The sequence below is a fragment of the Xenorhabdus kozodoii genome, assembly GCF_002632875.1.
Lineage (GTDB): Bacteria > Pseudomonadota > Gammaproteobacteria > Enterobacterales > Enterobacteriaceae > Xenorhabdus > Xenorhabdus kozodoii.
In genome coordinates this window covers 97,904-122,467 of sequence record NZ_NJCX01000001.1, presented here as the reverse complement: position 1 = coordinate 122,467, position 24,564 = coordinate 97,904, and the positions used below count along the sequence as shown (strand labels likewise).

21 protein-coding genes are annotated in these 24,564 nt (G+C 44.3%); 12 read left to right on the top strand and 9 right to left on the bottom strand.

What is annotated here, in order from left to right:
- Nucleotides 1-198 precede the first annotated feature (198 nt).
- The gene (tyrP, locus tag Xkoz_RS00480; RefSeq protein WP_422646043.1) at nt 199-1,344 is read left to right on the top strand and encodes a tyrosine transporter TyrP; all 1,146 of its coding nucleotides are present in this window, start codon (nt 199-201) and stop codon (nt 1,342-1,344) included.
- Nucleotides 1,345-1,410: 66 nt separating this feature from the next.
- Here tyrP and Xkoz_RS00475 read toward each other — a convergent pair whose 3' ends face one another.
- From Xkoz_RS00475 to menD, 6 genes are all read right to left on the bottom strand, one after another.
- Nucleotides 1,411-1,953, bottom strand: a complete 543-nt coding sequence (locus Xkoz_RS00475) for a YfaZ family outer membrane protein (protein ID WP_099140254.1) — start codon at nt 1,951-1,953, stop codon at nt 1,411-1,413.
- A 124-nt stretch (nt 1,954-2,077) separates the two neighbouring features.
- Complete coding sequence (gene menE, locus Xkoz_RS00470) at nt 2,078-3,508, bottom strand: o-succinylbenzoate--CoA ligase (protein ID WP_099140253.1); 1,431 nt, start codon at nt 3,506-3,508, stop codon at nt 2,078-2,080.
- Nucleotides 3,499-4,494, bottom strand: coding sequence for an o-succinylbenzoate synthase (menC, locus tag Xkoz_RS00465; RefSeq protein ID WP_099140252.1), 996 nt, complete (start codon nt 4,492-4,494; stop codon nt 3,499-3,501). Before menC ends, menE begins: the two co-directional genes overlap by 10 nt.
- Nucleotides 4,494-5,351, bottom strand: coding sequence for a 1,4-dihydroxy-2-naphthoyl-CoA synthase (gene menB, locus Xkoz_RS00460; protein ID WP_099140251.1), 858 nt, complete (start codon nt 5,349-5,351; stop codon nt 4,494-4,496). Before menB ends, menC begins: the two co-directional genes overlap by 1 nt.
- Nucleotides 5,352-5,363: 12 nt before the next feature.
- Nucleotides 5,364-6,170 (bottom strand): 2-succinyl-6-hydroxy-2,4-cyclohexadiene-1-carboxylate synthase, encoded by an 807-nt coding sequence (gene menH, locus Xkoz_RS00455; RefSeq protein ID WP_099140250.1) that lies wholly within the window; start codon nt 6,168-6,170, stop codon nt 5,364-5,366.
- Complete coding sequence (menD, locus tag Xkoz_RS00450; RefSeq protein WP_099140249.1) at nt 6,131-7,804, bottom strand: 2-succinyl-5-enolpyruvyl-6-hydroxy-3-cyclohexene-1-carboxylic-acid synthase; 1,674 nt, start codon at nt 7,802-7,804, stop codon at nt 6,131-6,133. Before menD ends, menH begins: the two co-directional genes overlap by 40 nt.
- A 914-nt stretch (nt 7,805-8,718) precedes the next feature.
- Here menD and pgaA point away from each other — a divergent pair.
- The 8 genes from pgaA to Xkoz_RS00405 all read left to right on the top strand — a co-directional run bounded on the left by pgaA (nt 8,719) and on the right by Xkoz_RS00405 (nt 18,952).
- The gene (pgaA, locus tag Xkoz_RS00440) at nt 8,719-11,193 is read left to right on the top strand and encodes a poly-beta-1,6 N-acetyl-D-glucosamine export porin PgaA (RefSeq protein WP_099140247.1); all 2,475 of its coding nucleotides are present in this window, start codon (nt 8,719-8,721) and stop codon (nt 11,191-11,193) included.
- A 40-nt stretch (nt 11,194-11,233) separates the two neighbouring features.
- Nucleotides 11,234-13,240, top strand: a complete 2,007-nt coding sequence (gene pgaB / locus Xkoz_RS00435; protein WP_244183364.1) for a poly-beta-1,6-N-acetyl-D-glucosamine N-deacetylase PgaB — start codon at nt 11,234-11,236, stop codon at nt 13,238-13,240.
- Entirely contained in the window at nt 13,233-14,561 is a 1,329-nt protein-coding gene (pgaC, locus tag Xkoz_RS00430) for a poly-beta-1,6-N-acetyl-D-glucosamine synthase (protein WP_099140245.1), read from the top strand. Before pgaB ends, pgaC begins: the two co-directional genes overlap by 8 nt.
- Entirely contained in the window at nt 14,561-14,986 is a 426-nt protein-coding gene (gene pgaD, locus Xkoz_RS00425) for a poly-beta-1,6-N-acetyl-D-glucosamine biosynthesis protein PgaD (RefSeq protein WP_099140244.1), read from the top strand. Before pgaC ends, pgaD begins: the two co-directional genes overlap by 1 nt.
- Before the next feature lie 303 nt (nt 14,987-15,289).
- On the top strand, nt 15,290-15,886 hold the full coding sequence (yfiR, locus tag Xkoz_RS00420) for a regulatory sequestration protein YfiR (RefSeq protein WP_099140243.1): 597 nt from the start codon (nt 15,290-15,292) through the stop codon (nt 15,884-15,886).
- Nucleotides 15,887-15,891: 5 nt separating this feature from the next.
- Complete coding sequence (gene dgcN / locus Xkoz_RS00415) at nt 15,892-17,154, top strand: diguanylate cyclase DgcN/YfiN (protein ID WP_099140242.1); 1,263 nt, start codon at nt 15,892-15,894, stop codon at nt 17,152-17,154.
- Nucleotides 17,151-17,636, top strand: coding sequence for an outer membrane lipoprotein YfiB (yfiB, locus tag Xkoz_RS00410; protein WP_099140241.1), 486 nt, complete (start codon nt 17,151-17,153; stop codon nt 17,634-17,636). Before dgcN ends, yfiB begins: the two co-directional genes overlap by 4 nt.
- A gap of 341 nt (nt 17,637-17,977) precedes the next feature.
- On the top strand, nt 17,978-18,952 hold the full coding sequence (locus Xkoz_RS00405; RefSeq protein WP_099140240.1) for an EAL domain-containing protein: 975 nt from the start codon (nt 17,978-17,980) through the stop codon (nt 18,950-18,952).
- A 95-nt stretch (nt 18,953-19,047) separates the two neighbouring features.
- On the opposite strand, the gene Xkoz_RS00400 is transcribed toward Xkoz_RS00405, so the two are convergent.
- From Xkoz_RS00400 to Xkoz_RS00390, 3 genes are all read right to left on the bottom strand, one after another.
- Nucleotides 19,048-20,289: a type II toxin-antitoxin system HipA family toxin gene (locus Xkoz_RS00400; protein WP_099140239.1), complete on the bottom strand. Its 1,242-nt coding sequence runs from the start codon at nt 20,287-20,289 to the stop codon at nt 19,048-19,050.
- Nucleotides 20,282-20,557, bottom strand: a complete 276-nt coding sequence (locus tag Xkoz_RS00395) for a helix-turn-helix domain-containing protein (RefSeq protein ID WP_099140238.1) — start codon at nt 20,555-20,557, stop codon at nt 20,282-20,284. Before Xkoz_RS00395 ends, Xkoz_RS00400 begins: the two co-directional genes overlap by 8 nt.
- Nucleotides 20,558-20,914: 357 nt before the next feature.
- A complete protein-coding gene (locus tag Xkoz_RS00390) occupies nt 20,915-21,190 on the bottom strand; it encodes a PAAR domain-containing protein (protein ID WP_099140237.1) in 276 nt (91 codons plus the stop codon).
- Nucleotides 21,191-21,537: 347 nt separating this feature from the next.
- Here Xkoz_RS00390 and Xkoz_RS00385 point away from each other — a divergent pair, with 347 nt between their 5' ends.
- The 3 genes from Xkoz_RS00385 (at nt 21,538) to Xkoz_RS00375 (ending at nt 24,242) form a co-directional block, all read left to right on the top strand.
- Nucleotides 21,538-21,867, top strand: coding sequence for an ArsR/SmtB family transcription factor (locus tag Xkoz_RS00385; protein WP_244183352.1), 330 nt, complete (start codon nt 21,538-21,540; stop codon nt 21,865-21,867).
- A 1-nt stretch (nt 21,868) separates the two neighbouring features.
- Nucleotides 21,869-22,072 carry a YeeE/YedE family protein gene (locus Xkoz_RS00380; RefSeq protein ID WP_099140236.1) on the top strand — a complete coding sequence of 68 codons (204 nt, stop codon included), beginning with the start codon at nt 21,869-21,871 and terminating at the stop codon, nt 22,070-22,072.
- A 601-nt stretch (nt 22,073-22,673) separates the two neighbouring features.
- The gene (locus Xkoz_RS00375) at nt 22,674-24,242 is read left to right on the top strand and encodes a hypothetical protein (RefSeq protein WP_099140235.1); all 1,569 of its coding nucleotides are present in this window, start codon (nt 22,674-22,676) and stop codon (nt 24,240-24,242) included.
- Nucleotides 24,243-24,564 lie beyond the last annotated feature (322 nt).

Below are 24,564 nucleotides of genomic sequence, written 5' to 3'. Positions count from 1 at the left end.
GATAACGAATTATAAGCATCGCTTAATGTGTAATTATTTATTTACATCACGTGTATCATAGATTTGACAGATATAAATCAATCCTTTAACCTGCTGGTCTTATAGCTATTTCTTAACATATTCAGAAACGAGGATCGCGTGAAAAATCGCACTATTGGCAGTATTTTTATCGTTGCAGGGACAACGATTGGTGCCGGGATGCTGGCAATGCCATTAGCAACGGCAGGTGTGGGATTTGGAACTACATTGGCTATGCTAGTTGGCCTGTGGGTTCTGATGAGTTATACCGCACTCTTGCTCGTGGAAGTGTATCAACATAATAAATTTGATGCCGGATTAGGTACTGTTGCGAAACGTTACCTTGGGTTAGGTGGGCAGGTGTTGACGGGCTTCAGTATGCTTTTCCTCATGTATGCCCTGACAACGGCTTATATTAGTGGAGCTGGAGAGTTACTGGCAGCTTCCCTCTCTTCTTGGCTGGATAAACCTGTTTCTGTCTCTGTCGGGATCTGCGTTTTTACCCTTATTGGTGGCGGAATAGTCTGTATTGGCACCCAGTCCGTCGATTTTATTAATCGCCTGCTGTTTACCGCTAAGATTATTTTTCTGGTGATCGTACTTGGCGTAATGATGCCCCATGTTGATAAAATCAACCTGATCTCCATGCCTATTGAGCAAGGATTAGCCCTCTCTGCCATTCCCGTCATTTTTACTTCATTCGGATTTCACGGTAGTGTGCCAAGCATCGTGACCTATATGAAAGGGGATACCCATAAGCTGCGGAAAATCTTTGTCATTGGGAGTGCCATTCCACTGTTTGCCTATATTCTGTGGCAATTAGTGACGCTCGGCGCGATTTCTTCAAATACCTTTGTTGGCATTCTGGCACAAGAATCTGGCCTGAATGGGTTATTGACGGCAGTCAGAGAAGTTGTCGCTTCACCGAAAGTCGAGTTTGCCGTCCATCTGTTTGCCGATCTTGCATTAGCCACCTCATTTCTCGGTGTTGCCTTAGGGCTGTTTGATTACCTTGCTGACCTTTTTAAACGCCACAACCATGCCAGGGGGCGCTTACAAACAGGATTAATGACTTTTGCTCCGCCACTGTTCTGTGCACTGTATTACCCTAATTTTGTTATGGCACTGACATTTGCGGCGGTTGCCCTCTCCATTCTCGCACTGTTACTGCCTTGCCTGCTGGTTTGGCGCAGTCGTAAAGAAAATCAGGGAGGCTATCGTGTCAAAGGCGGTAAGCCGGTATTAGTCTTTATCTTCTTGTGTGGGATTGCCGTTATTGCCATTCAAGTTGGCATTGTTACCGGCATGCTGCCAAAAGTAGGGTAACTTTATCTTGCCTGAGGTTATTCGCATCAAGATTAATGCGGATAACCTTGCAGCATTCTCGTCTGGTTAAAAACTCAAACCCGCGCCAACATAAAAGCCATCGGAAACCTTATTACTGCGGTTACCATGGCTACCTTGTATATCAATGATACGGTAGCCAACATCGACACTCAGGGGTTTGAAAAGGGTATAACGCGCTCCCCCTGTCGCCTCAGTATAAGAATCCATCCCTGACGTTAAGCCCGATGGCGAACCATACGCCTCACCATACAAGGTTAAAGAAGAGGTCACCGCCCAGCTAAGGCCAGCACCAACCGCCAATGCAACCCCATCTTTCCCATCTTTGGGAGACAAATATAGCCCTTTCGCACCGACTTTTGCAGCCAATGGTCCAAAGGGCAGCCCAAAGCCTAAACCTAGGCTGCTGATCTTGCCGTTGTGATCACTGCGAGTCCAATTACCGGTCAGCGACAGGCCGGCATCTTTATCACCAATTCCTACCGATGTGCTGGTGTTGTGCTTTCCTACTTGCGCCTCTATCGAGAGAGCATTTGCAGAGCCAGCCATAAAGAGCAAACTTGTGGCACCAATAGCAATAAAGCCTTTCATCATCTTGTCCTTTTCATTAATCAATGCCCATATGGGCTGAGACATTGTACTTTAATCGGCGTGGCGACATAGATGATGAAAGCAAGGAAATGTCTGGATTTATAAAGATAAGTAAATTGCGTGACTATTTATTGGGCTTACTGTTTACCGCCGTAACCCATTGCTGAACTTGTTGGCGCGATACTTTTATTCCTCCATTTTTCAATTGGGTGGGTAATAAATAGCAGGCAACAGGCCGCTGGAAAGTTGCAACCTTATCCTTAAGCCAACCAATAAGTGTCCCTGTTAGCGCAGGATATTGCGTTTCAATCACGGCGACTGGCCGATGGCCGAATTCGATATCAGGAATGGGCACAACAAAACTCTGTTCAATTTGAGGATGTTGGTTAATGATCCGCTCAATATCTTCTGGCTGGATACCCTCCCCACCACTAAAAAATTGGTTGTCGAGGCGTCCTAAGATCCGCAACTCTCCCTGTTCAAAGACGCCTCGATCCCGCGTCGGAAACCACCCGCCGTTATCCGCCAATGGCTTCAACTCCCCATTAAACCAATAGCCACTCGCGATACTGTCAGCGCGGATCTGAATTTCTTCATCCACTAACCGGATGGATTTTCCAGGCAGCGGGTGGCCAACCCCAGGCAGCCCATCAGCCCGTTTCGCGCAAACAGTTGATGCCATTTCTGTCAGCCCATAACCACACCAGCAGCGAATACCCAATGCCTCGGCTCGTTGAGTCAGTGACGTCGGTATTATGGCGCCTCCTAATAGCACTTCTTTTAACGTCAATGGCGAGTTATGGGGTTGTGCCAACAAACGCCACAGTTGGGTAGGGACAAGTGATGCATGCGTACAGCCAGACAGCGCCCGATCCAATGGCTGTAAGTCGCGCAACACCAATCTTGCGCCGGTTTGTAACCAACGCCAAAGTATCCCTTGGCCTGAAACATGAAACAGGGGCAATGACAACAGCCAGCTATCATCGGGTTGAAAATCCAGGCGGGAAAGCACACCTTGTGCGCTGGCAAGATGAGCACTGATGGAATGTACCGCCGCTTTAGGCAGCCCAGAAGAGCCAGAAGTCAGGATCATGCTGGCGGGACGTTGGCTTTCCCACAATATTGGCAGGTTATTTTGTTCACCTTTCCCCCCCAGCCCCTGTTTTTCTGGAAACTTTTGTTGCCACTCAAGTACCTGAACCTGCATAACTGGCGAAGGTGAATGCGTAAAATCCAACCCATAATCCATATTGAGATGGGGCAATAGCGCCGTCAGCAATCGGTCAGGTAATTGAGGATTAAGCAGCAACGCCCTTGCGCCACATCGCAAGACAGCAAGGTAACACAGCAAAAGTTCCGCACTGTTTTTGCCTCTTAGGAGCACACCTCGGCCTTCCCCAACCCCTTGTTGGTGAAAATAGGCAGCAATGGCATTGATTCTTTGTGTTAATTGATGCCAGGTTAGTTGCTCATCATATAACTGAATGGCCTGTTTTTCAGGCAAAGCCGCAGCCCAATGTTGCCACGGCCATTGAGTCCACCCTGTTATTGACATTCACGACTCCACACCATTTCCAACTCATCCAGCATGACACACGGAATATGGCTATCTGGCCAACGACGAATGAGTTGTGACTGAATAAGATCGAGGGTATCCAGGCCGGGGAGTGAATCAGGGGTGAGCCATTGCGCGAGACGAGCTAATTGCGTCAAACCAAAGCTACTCTCAATGCTGGAGCTAATCACTGCTTCTAACCCTAACTGGTGAGCCTCAGTAATTAACCGACGGCAGCGCTCAATACTGCCGGTTAATGTCGGTTTGATAATGATGGCAGCAACGCCCTGTTGGGCTTTTACCGTAAAATCGGCTTCACGGACACTTTCATCCCATGCAATAGCGATACCTGTTTCACGGGCAAACGCCAGAGAGTCTTCCTGGGTTTTGCAAGGTTCTTCGATAAAAGCAATTCTGGGCCGATAATCTGGATTGACATATTTGGCGAAACCCTCTGCTTTTGTGGGGGTCCAACTGCGGTTAGCATCTAACCGCAATCGGAGATCTGGCACCGCTTCAAGCATCACATTGACGACCATGCCATCCCTTACGGCTTCATACAGTCCCACCTTCACTTTGGCCACCTTCTGGCCTGCCATATTTCCCAAACGCAAGATCACCTGATCGGGATCGCCAGTGCATAATGGTGCCTTGCGATAATTGGCCGTTTCAGGTAATTCACCCTGCAATTCAGCCAACGCACAACTTATGCCAAATGCCACAGAAGGAAGCTCGCTCTCTTCTGGCTGCCTGTTCATGCCCCCTTGACTCATACACCATTGTTGCAGCCATGCCACCGCTGAATCCTTAGCTTGCTCAAGTGTTTCATGGCTAAATTCAGGCAGCGGGGAAATTTCCCCCCAACCCTCTCGTCCATTCTCTTGCAAGTGCACTAAAAAACCGTCACGGCTTTTCAGGCGTTGATTGCGCAGAATAACACCTGCCTCCATGGGCAGGCTGAATGGGTATAAAGTTGCTTTACGCATTATGGATTACGCTTGAATTGACTGAAATCAGGATGACGTTTTTCGTTGAAGGCATTGCGTCCTTCCTGCCCTTCTTCGGTCATGTAGAACAGCATAGTGGCATTTCCTGCCAGCTCCTGTAGACCCGCCTGCCCATCACAATCTGCATTCAATGCCGCTTTCAAACAACGCAACGCCATTGGGCTATTTTCCAGCATTTCGCGACACCAGCGCACAGTCTCTTTTTCCAGTTCGGCATAAGGCACAACGGCGTTAACCAACCCCATATCCAAGGCTTCTTCAGCACTGTATTGGCGGCACAGGAACCAAATTTCACGCGCTTTTTTCTGCCCGACGATCCGCGCCATATACGATGCCCCCCAGCCGCCATCAAAGGAGCCGACTTTAGGGCCTGTTTGACCAAAAATGGCGTTATCCGCCGCGATGGTCAAATCACACATCAAATGCAGAACGTGCCCACCGCCAATGGCATACCCTGCAACCATTGCTACGACAGGTTTTGGACAAGTACGGATCTGGCGCTGAAAATCTAACACATTCAGATGGTGTACTCCGCTGTCATCTTGATAACCACCATAATCACCCCGGATTTTTTGATCACCGCCAGCACAAAAAGCCTTTTCGCCCATTCCCGTCAGAATAATTGCACCAATTTCGTCATCATAACGGGCATCTGCCAGCGCCTGGATCATCTCCTTGACTGTCAGAGGGCGGAACGCATTACGTACCTGTGGGCGATTAATCGTGATCCTGGCAATACCGTCTGCGGATTTATGGTAGAGAATATCTTCAAACCCTTGGGAACAATCTTGCCATTCAATAGGGGCGTACAATTTTTCTTCGCTTGGGTAACGCATTGTTGTGTTTCCTTAACCAAAAAGTGATAAAAAATGGTTCACTGCGCCCGCAAAAGCCGCAGGGTTACCATAATGGGAATTGTGTCCAGACTGGGGAATGGTCGTTAATGGCAGTGTATATTGCTGCGCTATGCGACGGAATTTATGATCATTTTCCCCACAGAGACAGGAGAAAGGCATCGATATTTGCTGTAAAGCAGGAACCAGCCAGGGTTGGTGGCCTAAGGAGGTATTCTCCAGCATATCAGCAATATGATTTCCCCGGTTTTGGCTGCGTAAACGTATAAGTTGCTCACGCTGCACTGCCGTTAAATCAGCAAATATCGCTTGTTGATACCAATCAGCCAAAACGGATGTCATTGGCTCCTGACGGAAACGTTGCGCCCAATGCTGATCATGCCGCAATCGCATATCACGCTCCCGCCGGGAAAACAGCCCCGGATTTCCCCCTTCCACCAGTAACCCGCGCAAGCCATCCGGTTTGCCATAGATCGCATGGTACATGGCAATTCGTCCGCCCAGCGAATAACCAATCAGGCAATAATCTTTGATTTGATATTCGGACAGGGTCGCTTTCAGCAATTCACTCATCTCAGCCAAACCGCCGGTCAAGGTCACATCGCGGGAATTACCGTGCCCAGGTAAATCAACAAGCAATGAAGGATAGTGATCGCAAGCCCCCACGACAGAAGCCCAATCGTCACAGGTTCCCAATAACCCATGTAACCAAACCAGCCATGTCCCTTGATGATGCGACTGAAACGTTTGACAGTTTAGTTTCACAGGCCAGCCACCTGCTTGAGTAGCGCTTGCAAGCATACCGCCCCTGCATTGCCTGACACTTTTAACTCAACCAATGTCGTCTCTTTACGTTCCCATACCCGTTGGACACACTGTTTTAATTCCAGCCAATTTTGTGGCGCCACATAGTCCAGGCCAAACATGGCCGCAGCATGTTCAAAATTGACCTCTTGCGGCATACAGTAAAAACGCTGGCGCGCTTCCTGTGGGGTTGGTAACAAAGAAAAAATCTGCCCGCCATTATTATTGACGATGACTAACAGCATGGGCTGAGAAAGGTTACGCAATAAAGCCAGGCTATTCAGATCATAAAGGGCAGAGATGTCACCTATGATCGTTAATGTCGGTCTATTTGTTGCCCGTTGTACCCCTGCGGCGGTCGCAATCAATCCATCTATGCCACTGGCACCGCGGTTGCTGTAAACCGGATACCCCACCGGAAGCTGCCCCAAAGCATCAACCAAACGCACAATCAAGCTATTGCCGACAAACAACTGCCCCTGCTCTGGCAACAATTGAGGCAATTGGTGCGCAACCGCCGCCTCGCTGAATTTTCCCGCTAACCTTGCTGCAACAAATTTAAAGGCGCTTTTTGACCATAAATTCAATTCATCTGCCCAAGGCGCACATGGATCGGCAGGATGTTCCCGTAACCAATCAGCCACCTTACACGTGAATTTGCGTCCCCGATGGTTTGCGGGATCAAGCCTGCCGACAAGGGGATCGACAATCCAATACTCCTCCGGTTGGCAGTTGGCCTGCCACTGCAACAATCGTTTTCCGGTCAGGCTGGCACCCAATTGGATCACCAATTGTCCTTGTGCCAGGATCTCTCTGGTGCGGGAATGATTCAGCCATAAATCTGCATACGGCAAAGGCTGCCCCGTTTGGGATAATATGTCACCAATCAGCGGCCAACCCATCTCTTCTGCCCATTGGGCAACATATTTGCCCTCCTCAGCACTCATTCTCCCGGCCAGTACAATCCCACGTTTTTTCTGCCAGATATCCCAGTCAACGGCTTTGATCGTGGTATGACTTTCTGGCTGGGCTAGCCACGGTTTGTCCCCTTGCCACCACGCTCCCAATGTTTGCAACCAATCTTGGTGCGCGGTTATCTCATTGCCATACAAAGGCTCCGCAAACGGGCAATTAATATGCAGGGCACCTTGTTTCAGGTTTGACATTTCATTATCTATGGAAGAAACCAACCAACTGGCTGGGATCTCTATGGTGGGTCGTGGCAAGGCTAAGGTTCGTGCGGGATGAGAGGCAAACATGCCTGTCTGGCGAATCGCTTGATTGGCGCCGCAATCGATTAATTCAGGTGGCCTGTCAGCGGTGAGAAATACCAATCGTTCTCCCGTCAATCCCGCTTCAATCAAAGAAGGATACAAATTGGCAACGGCTGTTCCCGACGTCACAATCACTGCAACCGGCTCTTTCGCCGCTTTTGCCAACCCTAACGCCAAATATCCCAATCCACGCTCGTCAAAATGGGTATGGCAGAGCAACTTAGGGTTTTCTGCGGCGGCCAATGTCAAGGGTGTCGAACGAGAGCCAGGAGCAATACAGACATGGTGCAAGCCGTGGCGGGTTAATGCTTCCAATAAAAGTTCCGCCCAGCGGCGGTTAAATGCGCTGTTTGACATATAATGCTCAAAAACTTCTTTTTTTTAAAATGATGCCGAAGTAAGGGATAATTATATAAGGCGTTTTTAATCTTAATACGGATAAAAACGATTTCCTTATCTTAGTTCAAGGAATTGCCATTTAACTGGCGATATTTCAGCTATAAATAACAAATATAAAATCAATTGATAACAAAATTGAAAATTAATGAGTGATTTGGCTAATATCCTCTCAGATAAATCTGAATACGTTCACCCCATATTATCTGCAAATGATCACAATATCCATATAATTACTAATGTAAATCACCCGGTAATATTGTTTGAAATTCACACGTAAAGGGAAATAACCCAATATCAATTTTTCCATTCAGACATATTTCCGTCATTTTTTAAACAACCACTCGATGGATTAAAAATAGCATTTAATTTCGAAGTATAATCATACCACGATTAGCAAACCACATTTTTGTACTGAAAACCGATTCCACTAAGCTATTTCAAATAAAAACACCAATAGTCAATAATATTCACCCCTCGATAATAAAAAATATTTACACTCAGTCTAAGTTTTTTTTATTGAAATGAAGCCTAACATTGATCCTTATTTTTCGAAACACGCATAAAGCAGAAAACAAAAAACGCAATCATTTGATTTAAAACAAGTAAAAATAATTTTTTAACTTTAATGCCATTATTACATATTATCACCAATAGAGATAATACCAATATAAAACAAATGAATGTAATTATTTGGCGAAATTTTCCCATTGATATAAATTCACGCAGTACGTATTATTTTTCCTCTTCAAAAATGAAGAACGTAAAAATCCATCTTAATCTAAATTAAGTTCAATTCCGTCTGGTCCTGCTATTTGTAAAACCAATAAGCGGTATAAAAAGGGGATAGTGTGTCATATCTTTATTTCCGTCCGATGGGCTTTCATAGATATCGGTATAAACTGTTATCGTTATTTATTTCACTAAGTTGTTTAATAACATCAGAATCTGCTCACGCAGATTATGATGCATTAATTCAACAAGCCAGAAAGGGGAATACCACCCCCATGCTCGAACATATTCGGCAGGAAGAAAAACGACAACGCCTTTCTTCCTCACACGTTGCTGATTGGTTGCAAGTTGCCAGCTGGGCTGGCTATGACGATGAAGTCATCGCTCTCTGGCAACGCTATCACTCGATGGCTGTCCCCGCCAGAGGGGTTTCAGCGGTTGCCAGAGCCTATCGTAACCAACGTCAATGGTCACAAGCGATACAAATATGGCGAGCAGCGCTGGCTCTAGATCAGCAGAACAGTGACATCAAAGCTGGCCTTATCATGACGCTTGCCGATGCCAAACAAGACAAAGAAGCCCGCCGTTTGGCAAAAGATTTGTTGGCTCACCAACCCAACGCGGCCCATTATCGTTTGATGGCCTACGTTGACCAAGCCGCTGGCCGGACATGGGATGCCATGCAAGTACTTTCCACGGCGCATCAACGGTTTCCCGACAATAAAGCCGTCACCCAAGCGTACCTAATCAGCCTAAAAAACAACCGACTCAACGGCTCTGCATGGCGCCTGGGACAACAACACGCCGCACAATTGTCCACGGCGCAACTGCGCAGGCTGGAAGCGGACGCCGCCGCAGAATTGGTTCGCTTATCCATGATCCCGAATCACAGCGAGAAAGAGCGCTTTGACATCGCTGACAGGGCACTAGCCCGCTACGAGCAGATGCTGAACCAATGGCACAACCTGCCTGATGCGCAACAAGATTACCAACAGGCGCGCATCGATCGGCTTGGTGCCCTGCTCTCTCGCCATCAGATGCAAGCCGTCGTTGATGAATATCTGATCTTGCAAAATCAGGCCGCACAGCACCAAGGCATGCATGTGCCAGAGTATGCGCAGAAATGGGCGGCGGCGGCCTACCTGAATTTACGCCAACCAGAAAAAGCACGGGATATTTTGCGTTCTTTGAATTATCCCGCTGAAAATATTGCGTCGCTTGCGAAAATATCACCGCCTGACATCCCCCTTGAAGATGATATCGTCCTTTTTTACGCCGACGTGGAAAGTGAGCAACTGGATGTCGCTCAACAACTTGCCACTGATATCAAGCAACGTAATCCTTATATGCTTAATGTCTTTGGCTCTCCCGTTCGCGCCCCTAATGAAGACTGGCTCCAAGGGCAGCAATTTCTGGCAGAGTCTGCCCAATTACGTGGCGATCTTCCCGAAGCAGAAAAACGGTTTACCCATTTAGCCCGCACCGCCCCAGGCAACCAAAAATTACGGATTGACCTGGCCGCTATCTGGCTGGATCGCGGTTGGCCGCGCCGTGCTGAGCGTGAATTAAAGCAAATTGAAGGACTTGATCATCGCAACCTGTCGTTGGAAATTCAGCAAGGCTATACCGCCCTTGCCCTGCAAGAATGGCAACAGATGGATTTACTGGCCGATGACGTTATCACTCGCGCCCCAGAAAATATGCTCGCTAAACGTTTTGACCGTCTGCGCAATGTGCATCATATGTCAGAGCTGCAAGTCAAGGTCAATCAAGGCATTAATTCAGATAATCCCGAAAGCGGTAAGCACAGTTCAGATATTGATGTCCTACTTTATAGCCCTCCTGTTGAGGATAATTGGCGCTTATTTGCCGGGGGGGCTTACAATCGTGGCCAATTTCCAGAAGGTCGCGGCTTGAACCGTGATTTACGAGGCGGTGCAGAGTGGCGTTCGCGGGATCTTTGGCTGGAAGGTGAAATTTCTGCGCGTCATTACCGTCATGGCAGCAAGATGGGCTTACGCATTGCAAGCTGGTATGACTTCAATGACCAATGGCGTCTGGGGGGATTTGCAGAGCGCCTTACCCGTCAAACTCCCCTGCGTGCATTGAGCAACAATATCCACGCCAATGGTGGGCAAATTTATGCGCGCTGGCGATACAGCGAACGCAGCCAATGGGCTGCGCGTTTTGCCCCTGCATTTTTCTCGGATGGCAACCGTCGTTTTGAATATGGCATCGATGGCCTCCAACGCCTATATACCGCCCCTTACCTCACACTTGATGGGAAGCTGGAACTGAGCACGGCTCACAATAGCCATCAAAATACGCCCTATTTCAATCCCAAAAGCGATTTTACATTCCTGCCCGAACTGGAAGCTGATCACATCATGTATCGGCACTATCAAACCGTCTGGAGCCAGCAAATTGTGGCCGGCATAGGGCAATATTGGCAGCAAGGCTACGGCAGTGGGCTGATCACCATGGTGGGATATGGCCAACGCATTATGTGGAATGATGTCATTGATGCGGGGGTCAGGCTCACGCTGGATAAACGCCCTTACGACGGTAAACGAGAAAGTAATCTGCAAGCTGCTTTTGATTTAACCTATCGGTTCTAAAGGATTTTTTATGACACACAACGTTTTTCGTCATTGGTCAATGATCTTGGTACTGCTCATTAGCCTGTTCATTCCTCAGCTTGGCATGCAGGCATACGCAGAAAAACCTGATTTCGTTCCACCCGCGCAACGACCGCTCCCCATGAATGAACGCCCTTGGCCTAAAAATGGTTTTGTGGTTCTGGCTTATCATGATGTCGAAGATGATGGTGCAGATCAGCGTTTTATGTCAGTCCGTACCAGCGCCCTGAGCGATCAATTTGCCTGGTTGCGGGAAAATGGCTACCAGCCGATTACCGTTGATCAAATTCTTACTGCCAATCAGGGGGGAACGCCATTGCCGCCCAAAGCTGTATTGCTGACTTTCGATGATGGCTATAGCAGTTTTTACCGTCGAGTGTTTCCACTGCTTAAAGCCTATAACTGGCCCGCTATTCTGGCACCTGTTGGGATCTGGGTTGATGCACCCGCCGAAAAACCCGTTGATTTTGGTGGGTTGATAGTGCCGCGGGAGCGCTTCACGACCTGGGAACAGGTGGCTGAAATGTCCCAATCTGGCTTAGTGGAAATCGGCTCTCATACTTATCAGCATCATTATGGCGCCATCGCTAACCCGCAAGGCAATACCGAGCCTGCCGCCGCCATTCGCATTTACAACCCGAAAACCGGTCAATATGAAAGCGAGCCAGCCTTTCGCCAGCGAATGGAAAAGGACATTGCCACGATCACCCAACGAATTATCGCCGCCACCGGCAAGCCACCACGGGTTTGGATTTGGCCTTATGGCATGGATAACGGTATTACGCTGGAAATCGCCAAACGCTACGGCTACAAAATGGCATTGACCCTGGATAATGGGCTGGCAAATGTTAACAATCTTGATAACGTTCCGCGGATATTGCTCACACATAACCCTTCCCTGAAAGAATTCGCTGAGCAGGTGATCCAGGTACAGAATAAGCCGATCTTGCGGATTGCCCATATTGATCTGGACTATGTTTATGATCCTGATCCCGTCCAGCAAGCCCATAATCTTGACAAACTTGTCCAGCGTGTTGCCGATCTGCGCGTCAATACCGTTTTCCTGCAAGCCTTTGCGGATCCCAAAGGTGACGGCAATGTCCATGAACTCTATTTCCCTAACCGCTGGCTACCGATGCGAGCCGATCTCTTTAACCGTGTTGCCTGGCAACTGCACAGCCGGTTGAACATTGACGTTTATGCCTGGATGCCGGTGCTGGCATTTGAACTGGCGCCTTCACTCCCGCGGGTGATGAGTTATGACGAAAGTGACAACAAGCTGTTTGTCAACCCGACACAATATCGTCGTTTATCCCCCTATAACCCGGAGAATCGCCAACGAATCAAAGAGATTTATCAGGATTTGGCTGCCCATGCCATTTTTCAGGGCATCCTGTACCATGATGATGCCGTCATGTCCGATTTTGAAGATGCCGGCGCAGATGCCATCAAAGCCTATCAGGCCGCAGGGTTACCTGCCTCTATTGCTAACATTCGGCAAGATCCAGAACAGTTCGCCCGGTGGACACGCTTTAAAAGTCAATATTTGGTCGATTTTACAAACGAATTAACCAAAGAACTCAAATCAATCCGGGGTTATCAGCTCAAAACTGCGCGCAATATTTTTGCCCTGCCAATTCTGGAACCCGACAGCGAAGCGTGGTTCGCCCAAAATCTGGACGATTTCCTGGCTCACTACGATTGGGTTGCCCCAATGGCAATGCCATTAATGGAGAATGTGCCTCTATCAAAAAGCAACCAATGGTTATCCCGATTAGTGAAAACCGTTGCCCAACGCCCGCAGGCCCTGGACAAAACCGTCTTTGAACTGCAAAGCGTAGATTGGCGCAAGCCTGTAGATAAAAGCGCGATACCTGGGCGTCAATTAGCAGAATGGATGCGTCAATTGCAGCTTAATGGTGCGCAGAGCTTCGGCTATTACCCTGATGACTTTCTCAACAATCAACCAGAAATGAATGAGGTTCGCCCTGTTCTTTCTCCTGAATGGTATCCACTTAATGATTGATCGTATTATTGCTTTTATCGTGCTCTGCCTTGTATTGAGTATTCCTTTTGGCATCGCCGTCACCTTTACTGGTGAAGTCATGCTGAACTTTGTCTTTTTCTGGCCATTATTTATGTCGGCCATCTGGATCTCAGGGGGGATCTACTTCTGGCTCTATCGGGAAAGGCATTGGAAAGTTGTTGATCAAGAAGTCCCTCACCTTGAAGGTGAGCCCCTGATTTCCATTTTGATCCCTTGCTACAACGAAGGGCCAAATGTTCGCGAAACACTGCTGGCCGCATTGAACCAGCGCTATCCCAATATTGAAGTGATTGCAATCAATGATGGCTCAACCGATAGCACTGCGGATGAACTCAATATCATGGCAAAACAACATCAGGCCTTGAGAGTGATACACCTGAAACAGAACCAGGGCAAAGCCACTGCGCTTCAGGCCGGTGCTGCTGCCGCGAAAAGTGATTATCTGATCTGCATTGATGGCGATGCCCTGTTGGATCGCGATGCGGCGGTTTGGCTGGTCAAGCCTATGATTGATCACCCCCGCGTTGGCGCTGTTACAGGTAATCCCCGTGTGCGCACACGCTCCACCTTAGTGGGTCGTATTCAGGTTGGCGAATTTTCTTCCATCATCGGCCTGATCAAACGTACCCAACGGGTTTATGGTCAGGTCTTCACCGTTTCAGGTGTGGTTGCCGCCTTTAATCGCAGGGCACTGGCTGACATAGGATATTGGAGTAATGACATGATCACAGAAGATATTGATGTGAGTTGGAAACTCCAGTTACGCCATTGGTCTATCTTTTTTGAGCCTCGTGCTATTTGCTGGATCTTGATGCCTGAAACCCTACGGGGATTATGGAAGCAGCGGTTACGCTGGGCGCAGGGGGGAGCCGAAGTTTTCCTGAAAAACCTGCGGCAATTGTGGTCATGGCAATACCGCCGCATGTGGGTGTTATTTGCCGAATTCTGCTGTTCTGTTATCTGGTCATTTACATTTGCCCTTTCGATCATTTTATTTTTCCTCGGCATGTTTATCACATTACCGGAAAACATTCGTGTCTATACCCTATTTCCACCGGGGTATACGGGGCTGGTGTTGGCGGCTACCTGTCTGATCCAATTTACCGTCAGCCTGATAATTGAACGACGCTATGAAAAACAGGTAGCTTCATCGCTGTTTTGGATAGTTTGGTATCCGATGGTTTATTGGATGATAAACCTATTTACGACCTTGATATCTTTTCCCAAAGTGATGCTCAAAGTACACAGAAAACGTGCCCGCTGGGAAAGCCCTGACAGGGGAATAGAGAGAATCGAATAATGAAAGATCCCTTGATTTTTACCGAGCAAAGATTATCGCTTCGTTTAATTGATATCCTGTTGACTGTGCTGGCTTGGGTGGGTTTTATCTATTTATTCGTGGTGGGATTTAACGCCTCCCATAATGGTCCCAGACCTTTTACTTCGACATTATTTACCTCGGAATTAGGTGCTATCGGCCTTTATATAGCCATTGCCATATTTAATGCATTCTTGCTCATTGCTTGGGCAAAATATAACCAACACCGTTTTAAGATCGAACGCCGTCGCCATCGACCTGCGTTAACTCACGCTGAGGTGGCACAGAGTTTTATGTTGGATCAAAGGTTGTTAGATGCCTTAAGGCAAAGCAAAGTTTCCAGTATCACTTATGATAATCATGGACATATAATAGGAATCCACGAAGATGTACCAATACAGAAATAGCGATCTATCTATTACCAATGAAATTACATTTAAAGGTTATATACCAATCCAACTTCAAGTTGCAGTTTGCAAGACAATGAGAGTGCTTATATCTCCCCGCTACGCGGGGAGATATAAGACGCATCTTGAAAGGCGACTGGTATAAATTAGATTAGCAATAATTACATGTAGAAAACAACGGCTTTACAACCTATCTCATTTAGCATTATTTCCTTAATGAGATAGGTTCTGGCTGAGGATAGATTTTATCAATAACCTCAACACGATTATTTACACTATGAACGGCAAATACTGGAACTCGTTATGAAAGTGATTGAACGGACTCATCATCTTTGTAAACGTAATATTTTTAAACGTTATGTTTCCAGATTATTTCTACGGGTATTGATGACCTTATGCTTAATCACCGTCACATGTCATTCAGCAGTCATGGCTATGCCTGATACTCATGAAAAAATAACGCTCAATGAAAATGTTGCGCGGGTCGTTGCTGGAATTATCAGTTATACCCATTGGCCTATGACACCCACGACCCTGCATTTATGTCTGGTTCCTCCATCCAAATATATTCATGCCTTAACCCACATTGATATGATTTCTGATCACACAGAACTGCAAGTAGAAACCCTGAGTTTCAACGTAGAACAACTCATAGAAAGATGTGATGTCATTTACTATGGCCAGATTGATCCACAACTTCAACATCAAGTGATTAGCCTGAAACATGACAAGCCATTGCTTACCATTGCTGAAAATAACCCGAACTGTGAAATGGGTAGCGCATTTTGCCTCAACATTAACAGTACTCAGGCAACATTTAACCTCAATCTTGATATTCTGACGCGTAGCGGTGTGCGCGTACATCCGAATGTCCTGCAATTGGCCCGCAAGGTGGAATAATCTGTATGAAAAAACGTTATTCACTCATGCCATCGCGCCCTACTTTACGTCAGGCTTTTCACCGGATCCATTTGGTTATTACCTTTATCATCTTATCCGTTGTCGGCTTGTTTTTATCCTTACTGGCACTGCTTGCCATGCAGAAATATGCCGAAAACAGTTTAAAGCTGATCTCCGCCACCATTGCCCATACAGCACAGGCGGCAGTTGTTTTTCAGGATAAAACCGCCGCCAATGAAATATTGGAAATGATTGCGGTTCACGATGGTTTTACAGAAGCGAAGATTTTTGATGCCAGGCAACAGGTGTTAGCGAGTTGGCAGGCTGATCAGGAGAGTCGCACGGGTAATTTCAAGAAATTGGTTGAGCATTGGCTTTTTCCTGAACCGCTGATCCTGCCTATTTATCACCATCAGCAAAAAGTAGGATCAGTCTGGTTAATGGGGAACAGCGATCACATCATCAAATTTATTTATCAGGCTCTGCTGGTGCTATTTGCCTGCCTGCTGTTCAGCGCCGTCATTTCACTTTACCTTTCATTGCGTATGCACGATGGCATCGTCAGATCTTTGCAAAACATTACGGCCGTCGCCCATGATGTGCGGCAACGACGGGCATTTTCACGACGTGTACCTTCCGCCCATATTGCCGAACTGCATGAATTAAGTCAGGTTTTCAATCACCTGCTAGAAGAGTTGGAAGAATGGCAACACCATCTGCAAACAGAAAAAGCGGCTTTAACCTGGCAAGCACAACATGATTCCCTGACCGGCCTGCCAAATCGGGCAACTTTCGAACGTGTCCTTTCCACGGTCATGAACGATAAATTTATGCGTGAAAGTGCAGCGATATTATTTATTGATGGCAACAGGTTGAAATATGTCAACGATATCTACGGGCATGCTGCCGGCGATCACGTCCTTGTCACAATTGCCGCCACCTTAAAGCGCAGGGTAAGAAAAACAGATACCGTTGCCCGACTTGGCGGAGATGAATTCGCTATTCTGTTGCCTTCTGCCAACCTGGAAGATGCAGAACGCGTCGCAAAAAATATTATCCATGCCATGGATACCCCCATTCTCCTCCCGAACGGGCAGCACCTGCGTATCACACTTAGCATCGGCATTGCATTATCCAACGGTGAGCTAACGGCAGATCAACTACTCTCTGAAGCTGATGCGGCGATGTATCACATAAAACAACGAGGCGGGGGCTGGTATTCCGCTGATACAACAAAATTAAACTATCTATCAAGGACTCCCCTATGAGCAGAAACCGTTATTATGTCTTTATCTTTGCATTGATCGGCATGTTCTTTCTCAGCGCCTGCCAGAATAAAGCGGCGTTGACAGCCGCACAAATCGCTGCCCTTAAGCAACAAGGCTTTCGACAAACTGATGAAGGCTGGCTATTTGGCCTGTCAGAAAAAGTGTTGTTTGGTAACAACCAATTTCATTTACGCCCGGAAGGTGAGGCAAGATTAAAAGAACTCGCCAATGTGTTATCTAAAGTGGGTATCTACCACGCACGCCTTGATGGTCATACTGACAACTATGGAGAAGTGAGTTACAACAATCAATTGTCGTTGAAACGAGCTAACACAGTGGCAGACGCACTGACACGGGGAGGCATGCAGCGCACCAATCTGACAACCCGTGGATTAGGCCCAAGCCAACCTATCGCCGATAACCGAAGCTCAAAAGGTCGGGCGGAAAATCGCCGGGTTGCCATTGTGATAACGGCACCGTAATAGCCATGCGATAAATCAGGCCAAATAAATTTTAACCCAATACGATTTATGACAAGAAACCTGACAATATATTGATATATATCAAATAATAATTTTGCCACGGATGGCGGGTAATATTGATTTATTTTGATCATCCCCAGCAATTTTGCGATTTTTTTCCCAAATCTTGCCGTATAACCATATCGCTATTTCCTGTCGCTAAATTCTTCCTGTAACATAGCCAAGATTATTTTCTCAAAAAAAGAACCTCTTTTTTTGTAATCAATAAGTTAACAAAATTTTGCATAGTTTGGATAACAGGCCTACTGTTAAGTCATGAGCTTTATCAAAAAGGAGAAATGATGGGGCTGGATCTGAAATCATACCGATCCCTGTATCGGATATTTGTGATGTTATTCATTGCCATCACTGCCAGCACAGGATTTATATTCTGGGGATTATTTTCCAATTATCAGGATAATATCCAGCCAGATAGGGAATTAGTCTGTATATTTATTTTCCTGTCTCTGCTTACATTCATCTCTGCGGTGTTTTTTTATCAACATACCAAAACCATTACTATTCCAGAATATCGCCTGAAAAAAGCAATAAAAAACAAGCAATTCATTCCCTACATACAGCCCATTATTTGCAGTCAAAACAATCAAATCATGGGTTGTGAAATTCTTGTTCGCTGGCAACACCCGACTCTTGGTCTATTGGCGCCAAATAAATTTATCGCCCAAATTGAAAAATCAGATTTGATTATTCCCTTAACGCATAACCTAATCAGTCAAGTGCGAGATTATTTTGCGCCCATTGCCCATCAATTACCTGCACACTTCCATTTTAATTTCAATATCAGTGCAAGGCATTATAAGGATATTCAGTTAGTTAATGATTGCCAAAATTTTCTTAACTCATTTCCAGACAACGCTGTCAAACTGATATTGGAAATTACCGAACGAGAATTGTTGGAACTCGATGATCAGACTGTTGGCCTATTTAAAAAGTTGAATGAATTAGGCGTATTAATTGCTCTGGACGATTTTGGTACAGGTTACTCTAATTACAACTATTTAAGAAAATTTAATATTAATCTAATCAAAATCGGACATAATTTTGTTAGCAAAATGGATACTGATACGGTTTCAAAACATATTGTGGAAAATATCATTGATCTTGCCTTGAGATTGCATCTGGAAATTGTGGCGGAAGGGGTTGAAGACCAGAAACAAGTCGATCAATTAAGGAACTATTCTGTCAATTATTTGCAAGGATATTACTTTGACCGCCCAATGCCGTTAAACGCGTTCGTTAAGAAATGGTTACAATAAGCATTATCCCTGCAAAACGCCTTCAGGTATATTTAGCGCAAAAATTGTGACTATGCGACAACTTTTAGCTATTTGTTGTCATTAACACTATAACGTCATATTTTCAGTTCTACCCATTTTTGCTCCATATGCTTGCCAATGGTAGTAGCTAATGCTTTATCGATTCCCAACTCTTTGGCAATTGATTGAAAACGACACGTTTCGTCATAAATCTCTTCAAGAATATTTATCAAAGGCGTAACAGCAGAAAATCCCGCTTGCCCAGCTAATTTCTCCAGTGCTGTAGGGGTAATTACTCTATCATTGCCATTAAATGAAGTCATATGCTCGTTATAAAGGGATGGCATATACACCACATCATAAAACGGAGAAAGTCGCCAATTATCAGAATCATCAGACAAATAAGCAAAATTTTTAGCGTGATCATCCTGATTTACGGTGAGATAGTTAAACAAAGCACGTTTCAACAGTTTTTGAGCCTCCTCCACCCCACACAGAAGCCTTGTAACTTTAACCAAGTCAATGTAATCCAAAGAGGGTTCTCTAAATGGTACATCCAGCAATCCACACGCTGAAATCATGTGATAGCAGCCTTGTTCCGAACGATCAAACCGCATTTGCTGTAACCAAAAGCGCCCATTTCCCGCATCCAATAGTTCGAAATCAGGTACTTCAATTCCAACATTTCTCGCCATTTTCATATAGGCATATTCAACAAGACTTTCTGAATGTTTCAAAGAAAATCGATCTGATGTCAATTTAACAATCAGTTTTTCCCCAATAGCATCAGCATAGGTTGAAAATCGACCATCAGCACATTTTGTCACATTGAGTTTGGGGCGAGCACCACCAGAACCGCTAGCATCCATAAGGGAGTTAAGAAAGTCAGATCCCATACCTTCGAATTCTCTGACGGCTTCTTTACCAAGCGTGATAAAATCGATATCTCTCTCATTAGGATCAGAAAAAGACATTGCTGGCTCATAGTAAAGCGCACCGGAACATTGTTCACCCATATAAGCCAACCGTTCTAAAGCCGTCACCATTTGGGGATTATGATCATTTGCCCGAAACACCCGATCCATTAAATATAGTCCCCAACCATCAGGTAGACTATCACCAAAAACGCCATGTAACCCATAATGAGGTTCTTTGGGCGCTTTTTGTAATGCAGTATCTGCCTTAATCAAAAAAGGAGAGATTGATTTCGGATGACTGGCAAGATATGACTCATCATATTGAAAATAAACCCCCTCTTTATTTTCTACCAATTGCCCTACCAGCATGTTACTTCCATCAGAAAACTTCCTTCTGACATTCAATGGTGTATTAAGCATTTTTCAGTACCTCAGCAATCGTGGTGGGTTCACGCTTACGTTCCTTAGTGAGTTCATGTAGTGGACGTAATTCACCTATTGCTTCCAATAACATAAGAAACTGCCGTAATGAAATATTTCCTGTACGCTCAAATTTTCTGATCGTGCTATACGGCACACCAGAACGCTTAGCCAGCTCTTCGACAGATGATTTTTGCTGTTTACGTTGCCGCTTGAGAAAATCTTTTAGTTCATGCTGCACATCATAGGCAGTATAGAGAGAAAGCATTGGCATCATTCCTGTTACTATTATGACAATATTCGATAATTATAACGAAAAATTGTCATAATAATAGCAATTATAGAGATAGAGGCAATCGGCAATGACGGACGCATAAAAACACAATAATTCATCTATACCCATCGCCTTTCAAGATGCGTCTTAGTATTTCCCCGCGCAGCGGGGAGAAATCAGGTTTCATATCGTGTTGTAAATTGCAACTTGAAGTTTAATGCGTATATATCTCATCGCACCACCTCAATTTATTATAATTATCAATTGAAAGGTGATGCAGTTGAAATAAGTAATAACCTGGGATTAAATTCAAATTATCAAAATAATATTGAATACCTCTATTTTTGCTGCCTATTTTTGGTAGCTATCAGGAATAGAATGGATAAGACCAGAATGACAGGGGCAAGTAGTCTGACTATCTAATGTGCCGGCTAATTTTATTCCTTTATCCAGGAAAGAGCCGACGCCCCCCACAATGGCATATTTCCCCGAATACCTTCCACATGTCACGGCAGAACCTTCAATTGCCGCCTGTTTTCCATAAAATTTAATATTGCTACTTCCGGTCAGAATGGCGCCGCCACATGTCGTTTTATCACCAACCGTCAAAAAATTTCCTTTTGCCATTTTATTTTCTCTTGTTTTAGTCTCAATTTTCAGTGAAATAACGGTTCATTGTTGAGTGCAATACTTAAATATTTTAGTCCGCTTTTACTTTACAGTATACTTATTGTACATACTGTTTACTGAAAATATCAAACTCATTAATCTAATTTAATGGAAAGAATACAGAATAATATATTGATTATATTTATTCATAGCAGCCCACGTTGCCGCTTATGTGAGTGTTGATATCTCCCCGCTCAGCGGGGGAGATATCAGACGCATCCTGAAGATGAAAGCGCCTCCATCCCTTGCATTTAATTTATAAAATTATATTATATAAAAAAGTAAAATATTAAGGTGCGAATATAATGACCGTGAATAACCCCTTACAACAAGCCATGCGGGAAGCTGCCGAAGGGGCGGCAGATGTGTTACGCGCACTTGCCAATGACGACCGTTTACTATTGATGTGCCAGCTTAGCCAAGGAGAAGCCTCGGTCGGACAACTTGAAGAAGCAGTAGGTATCCGCCAACCCACTTTGTCACAGCAACTTGGTGTCATGCGGCGGTTGAATCTGGTGCAAACACGGCGGGAAGGAAAACAGATTTTCTATCGTATTGAAGACAAACGCATTCTGACATTGCTTCACACTCTCTATACCTTATATTGCCCGAAACCGGAAATCACAGGAGATTAGCATGGGCATCAATTTAACCCAGTTTACCCCAGGGCTGAGCTTTGTCGGGGGAATATTGATTGGCCTGGCGGCACTTATGCTGGTTTTATTTTGCGGCCGGATTGCGGGTATCAGCGGCATTCTCGGCGGATTGCTACAACGTAAAACCCCTGATCGATCATGGCGGGGAGCATTTCTCGCCGGCCTCATTATAAAACCAATCTGAGTGAAATCCCACCCTGCCCTCACACTTGAGCGATTCATCATCATATCAACAATATTCTCTTTTATATCAGATCGATGCCTATTATAACGATAGCCAGATGAAAGGCTTTTTAGCAATATCTGCAATTCACTTCTATCGTAATAATCATGTGCTTAATGTGCTTTAAATTTCATTTTCTGCGATAACCCCATATAACAAATTCTAATTTTCGAAAAAAAATAACACAAAAAATAACATCACTAATAAATAGCCAATAAAAAAGCGAGTGCGCATACTCTAAAATAGCTATTTTAACATATAGTTACATTTTTAATATCTGTGTTGCTTTTATGATTTCAATTTACGATACTGTCAAAAAATAAACAAATCAGATTTTGAATTAAGGAAGGTTAATGTAATTACTCATTAGGATAATAACATAAAAATAAAATTCAACCAATGCCATTATTAAGAAACAATACGATTTATTTTATGAAATAGTGTTCAGGAAAAATAAACACCTATTTTATTTTTATGGAATGTTATTGTTAGTTTTGCTATTGATAGCTAAATTCCAAAAAATAAAAACCTAAACTAAGTTAGTAAAAAGGAAGAATAAAAAATGACAACTCAGACACAAAAAATAACCGTAACAACAGATAATGGAACAGACTTATATAACAATGCAACATTAATCGCCGATCAACATTTGAAGTTATTAATTAATTTAACAGGAGGAACAAAAGACTTTACAAATACAGACACTATAACGCTTAATCCAACTAGTGATTGGATAACCGTTATTGGAAAAAACCAAGTTACAATTATGCCTAAACATGCTACTGCTGAGATTTTTATTAAAGTGAGTAAAGACAAAAAATTCTTCAATACTCCACAATCTTTTACTGTAAACACATCAAATACAGGCTATAAACCTCAGAGTTTCAGTTTCAAAGTCTCAGATATAAGTTCGGATACTTTATCACTTACAACAGATAAATTCTATATCGAAACACCTTCTGGTGAAAACAAACCAGTCTTGACAAATCCGAATAGAGTAACAATAACAACGATTGTAAGAGATAATTCAGGAGCAGCAATTCCAAATTTAAGAGTCAATATATCGGCAAATAGTCAAGACAGTTTATCAAAAGTTGTTTTAACGGATGTTTGTGGTCATCCATTACAGACTAATACTGATAATTTTGCAAAATATCAACAATTTACCCTAACCACAGATCCTCAGGGTAATTTAAAATTTTATGCATTTCCTCAGGAAAGTCAGTCGGTTGTATTAGCTTTCTATAGTTCAATAGAAGGTTTATTTTCTGAAAGAAAATCTAAAAATATTTTATTCATTTTAGATTTAGAAAATGCTGAATTTGAAGATCATCTAGTTGCTCCCGATATAGCAGAATTATATGATGACATTTTAAAACCATTAGAAGATGAAAAATATTTTAATATAAAAATCCCTCCTTATGACGGAGCAAGAAAAACAGATTTCATCTTGTATCTTGTTAATGATAACGTAGTAGGAGACTATGTTGAAATTTCTGATTTATCAAAATTAGATGATTACTCTTATCAGTTACCATACTCAATATTTTCTACATCAAAGGAAAATAAATTCAGTTATCTTATTGCAAGGGAAAACTCAAATATTAGATATTCAGATAGTATTTTTGTTAAGTATGCTGGTGATCCAAATGATCCGCCAGACTCTGATAAAAATAGAGTTTTTGACCCTCCTAAAATATATTCAAGCTATGGGCTTAATCCAGATTTTATTTTAAACCCAGGGGATACGATTAATTTCACTACAATTAATCAGTATAGATTTAATGGGGGGGATACCCTTTATGTGGAAATTGAAGCTGATTCAGCAGATAACCAGAAAGTAAATCCTGGAGATACTGTTGAGATTAAGTTATTCATTAAATCCTCAAATAGAGGTGATATACCCTATAAGGGTACAATTCAATTACCTAAAGCAACTTCTCCTGCTACAACATCGAAAGGAAATATATCTATCCCTATTTCTGTAACAGGAAATATTGATTCAAGCTCAGATGGCAGAGCTGCTGTTATTTATATTGAATATTATAAAGTGGATGGAGATAATGATCAATACAGTCAAAATTGGCAGGGATATATAGACACGACTCTGCCTGGAGGCGGGATTAATTAACATTAAAATATTATTCTTTTTAATGATAAACTAAGCCGTCTATACTCATTAAAAATGAGTATAGACGGCTCATATACAGGATCTTTAGAAGTTTCCGACCACACCCTTTGGAGCAGGTTTTCGATTATCGGTCATAGCCAGACTTCCATATTTTGGGCTGCTTTGAGCAATGAAACGGCGGGGAATCCTCTTCTGACCAGCGAGTCCTTGGGCAACAATACGGCTACCATCGGAACTGCCGGTCTACACCTTGCAGGCACTTAGCCTCCACACGATTGAGTTCCCTCCAACACCTCAGCACTTGCCATATACCGTCCATTCT

Bases quoted from the DNA above. Each gene is read 5' to 3' on its own strand.
- tyrP (WP_422646043.1), top strand. From the start codon at position 199: ATGCTGGCAATGCCATTAGCAACGGCAGGTGTGGGATTTGGAACTACA.
- Xkoz_RS00475 (WP_099140254.1), bottom strand. From the start codon at position 1,953: ATGAAAGGCTTTATTGCTATTGGTGCCACAAGTTTGCTCTTTATGGCT.
- menE (WP_099140253.1), bottom strand. From the start codon at position 3,508: ATGTCAATAACAGGGTGGACTCAATGGCCGTGGCAACATTGGGCTGCG.
- menC (WP_099140252.1), bottom strand. From the start codon at position 4,494: ATGCGTAAAGCAACTTTATACCCATTCAGCCTGCCCATGGAGGCAGGT.
- menB (WP_099140251.1), bottom strand. From the start codon at position 5,351: ATGCGTTACCCAAGCGAAGAAAAATTGTACGCCCCTATTGAATGGCAA.
- menH (WP_099140250.1), bottom strand. From the start codon at position 6,170: ATGCTTGCAAGCGCTACTCAAGCAGGTGGCTGGCCTGTGAAACTAAAC.
- menD (WP_099140249.1), bottom strand. From the start codon at position 7,804: ATGTCAAACAGCGCATTTAACCGCCGCTGGGCGGAACTTTTATTGGAA.
- pgaA (WP_099140247.1), top strand. From the start codon at position 8,719: ATGGGCTTTCATAGATATCGGTATAAACTGTTATCGTTATTTATTTCA.
- pgaB (WP_244183364.1), top strand. From the start codon at position 11,234: ATGATCTTGGTACTGCTCATTAGCCTGTTCATTCCTCAGCTTGGCATG.
- pgaC (WP_099140245.1), top strand. From the start codon at position 13,233: ATGATTGATCGTATTATTGCTTTTATCGTGCTCTGCCTTGTATTGAGT.
- pgaD (WP_099140244.1), top strand. From the start codon at position 14,561: ATGAAAGATCCCTTGATTTTTACCGAGCAAAGATTATCGCTTCGTTTA.
- yfiR (WP_099140243.1), top strand. From the start codon at position 15,290: ATGAAAGTGATTGAACGGACTCATCATCTTTGTAAACGTAATATTTTT.
- dgcN (WP_099140242.1), top strand. From the start codon at position 15,892: ATGAAAAAACGTTATTCACTCATGCCATCGCGCCCTACTTTACGTCAG.
- yfiB (WP_099140241.1), top strand. From the start codon at position 17,151: ATGAGCAGAAACCGTTATTATGTCTTTATCTTTGCATTGATCGGCATG.
- Xkoz_RS00405 (WP_099140240.1), top strand. From the start codon at position 17,978: ATGGGGCTGGATCTGAAATCATACCGATCCCTGTATCGGATATTTGTG.
- Xkoz_RS00400 (WP_099140239.1), bottom strand. From the start codon at position 20,289: ATGCTTAATACACCATTGAATGTCAGAAGGAAGTTTTCTGATGGAAGT.
- Xkoz_RS00395 (WP_099140238.1), bottom strand. From the start codon at position 20,557: ATGCTTTCTCTCTATACTGCCTATGATGTGCAGCATGAACTAAAAGAT.
- Xkoz_RS00390 (WP_099140237.1), bottom strand. From the start codon at position 21,190: ATGGCAAAAGGAAATTTTTTGACGGTTGGTGATAAAACGACATGTGGC.
- Xkoz_RS00385 (WP_244183352.1), top strand. From the start codon at position 21,538: ATGACCGTGAATAACCCCTTACAACAAGCCATGCGGGAAGCTGCCGAA.
- Xkoz_RS00380 (WP_099140236.1), top strand. From the start codon at position 21,869: ATGGGCATCAATTTAACCCAGTTTACCCCAGGGCTGAGCTTTGTCGGG.
- Xkoz_RS00375 (WP_099140235.1), top strand. From the start codon at position 22,674: ATGACAACTCAGACACAAAAAATAACCGTAACAACAGATAATGGAACA.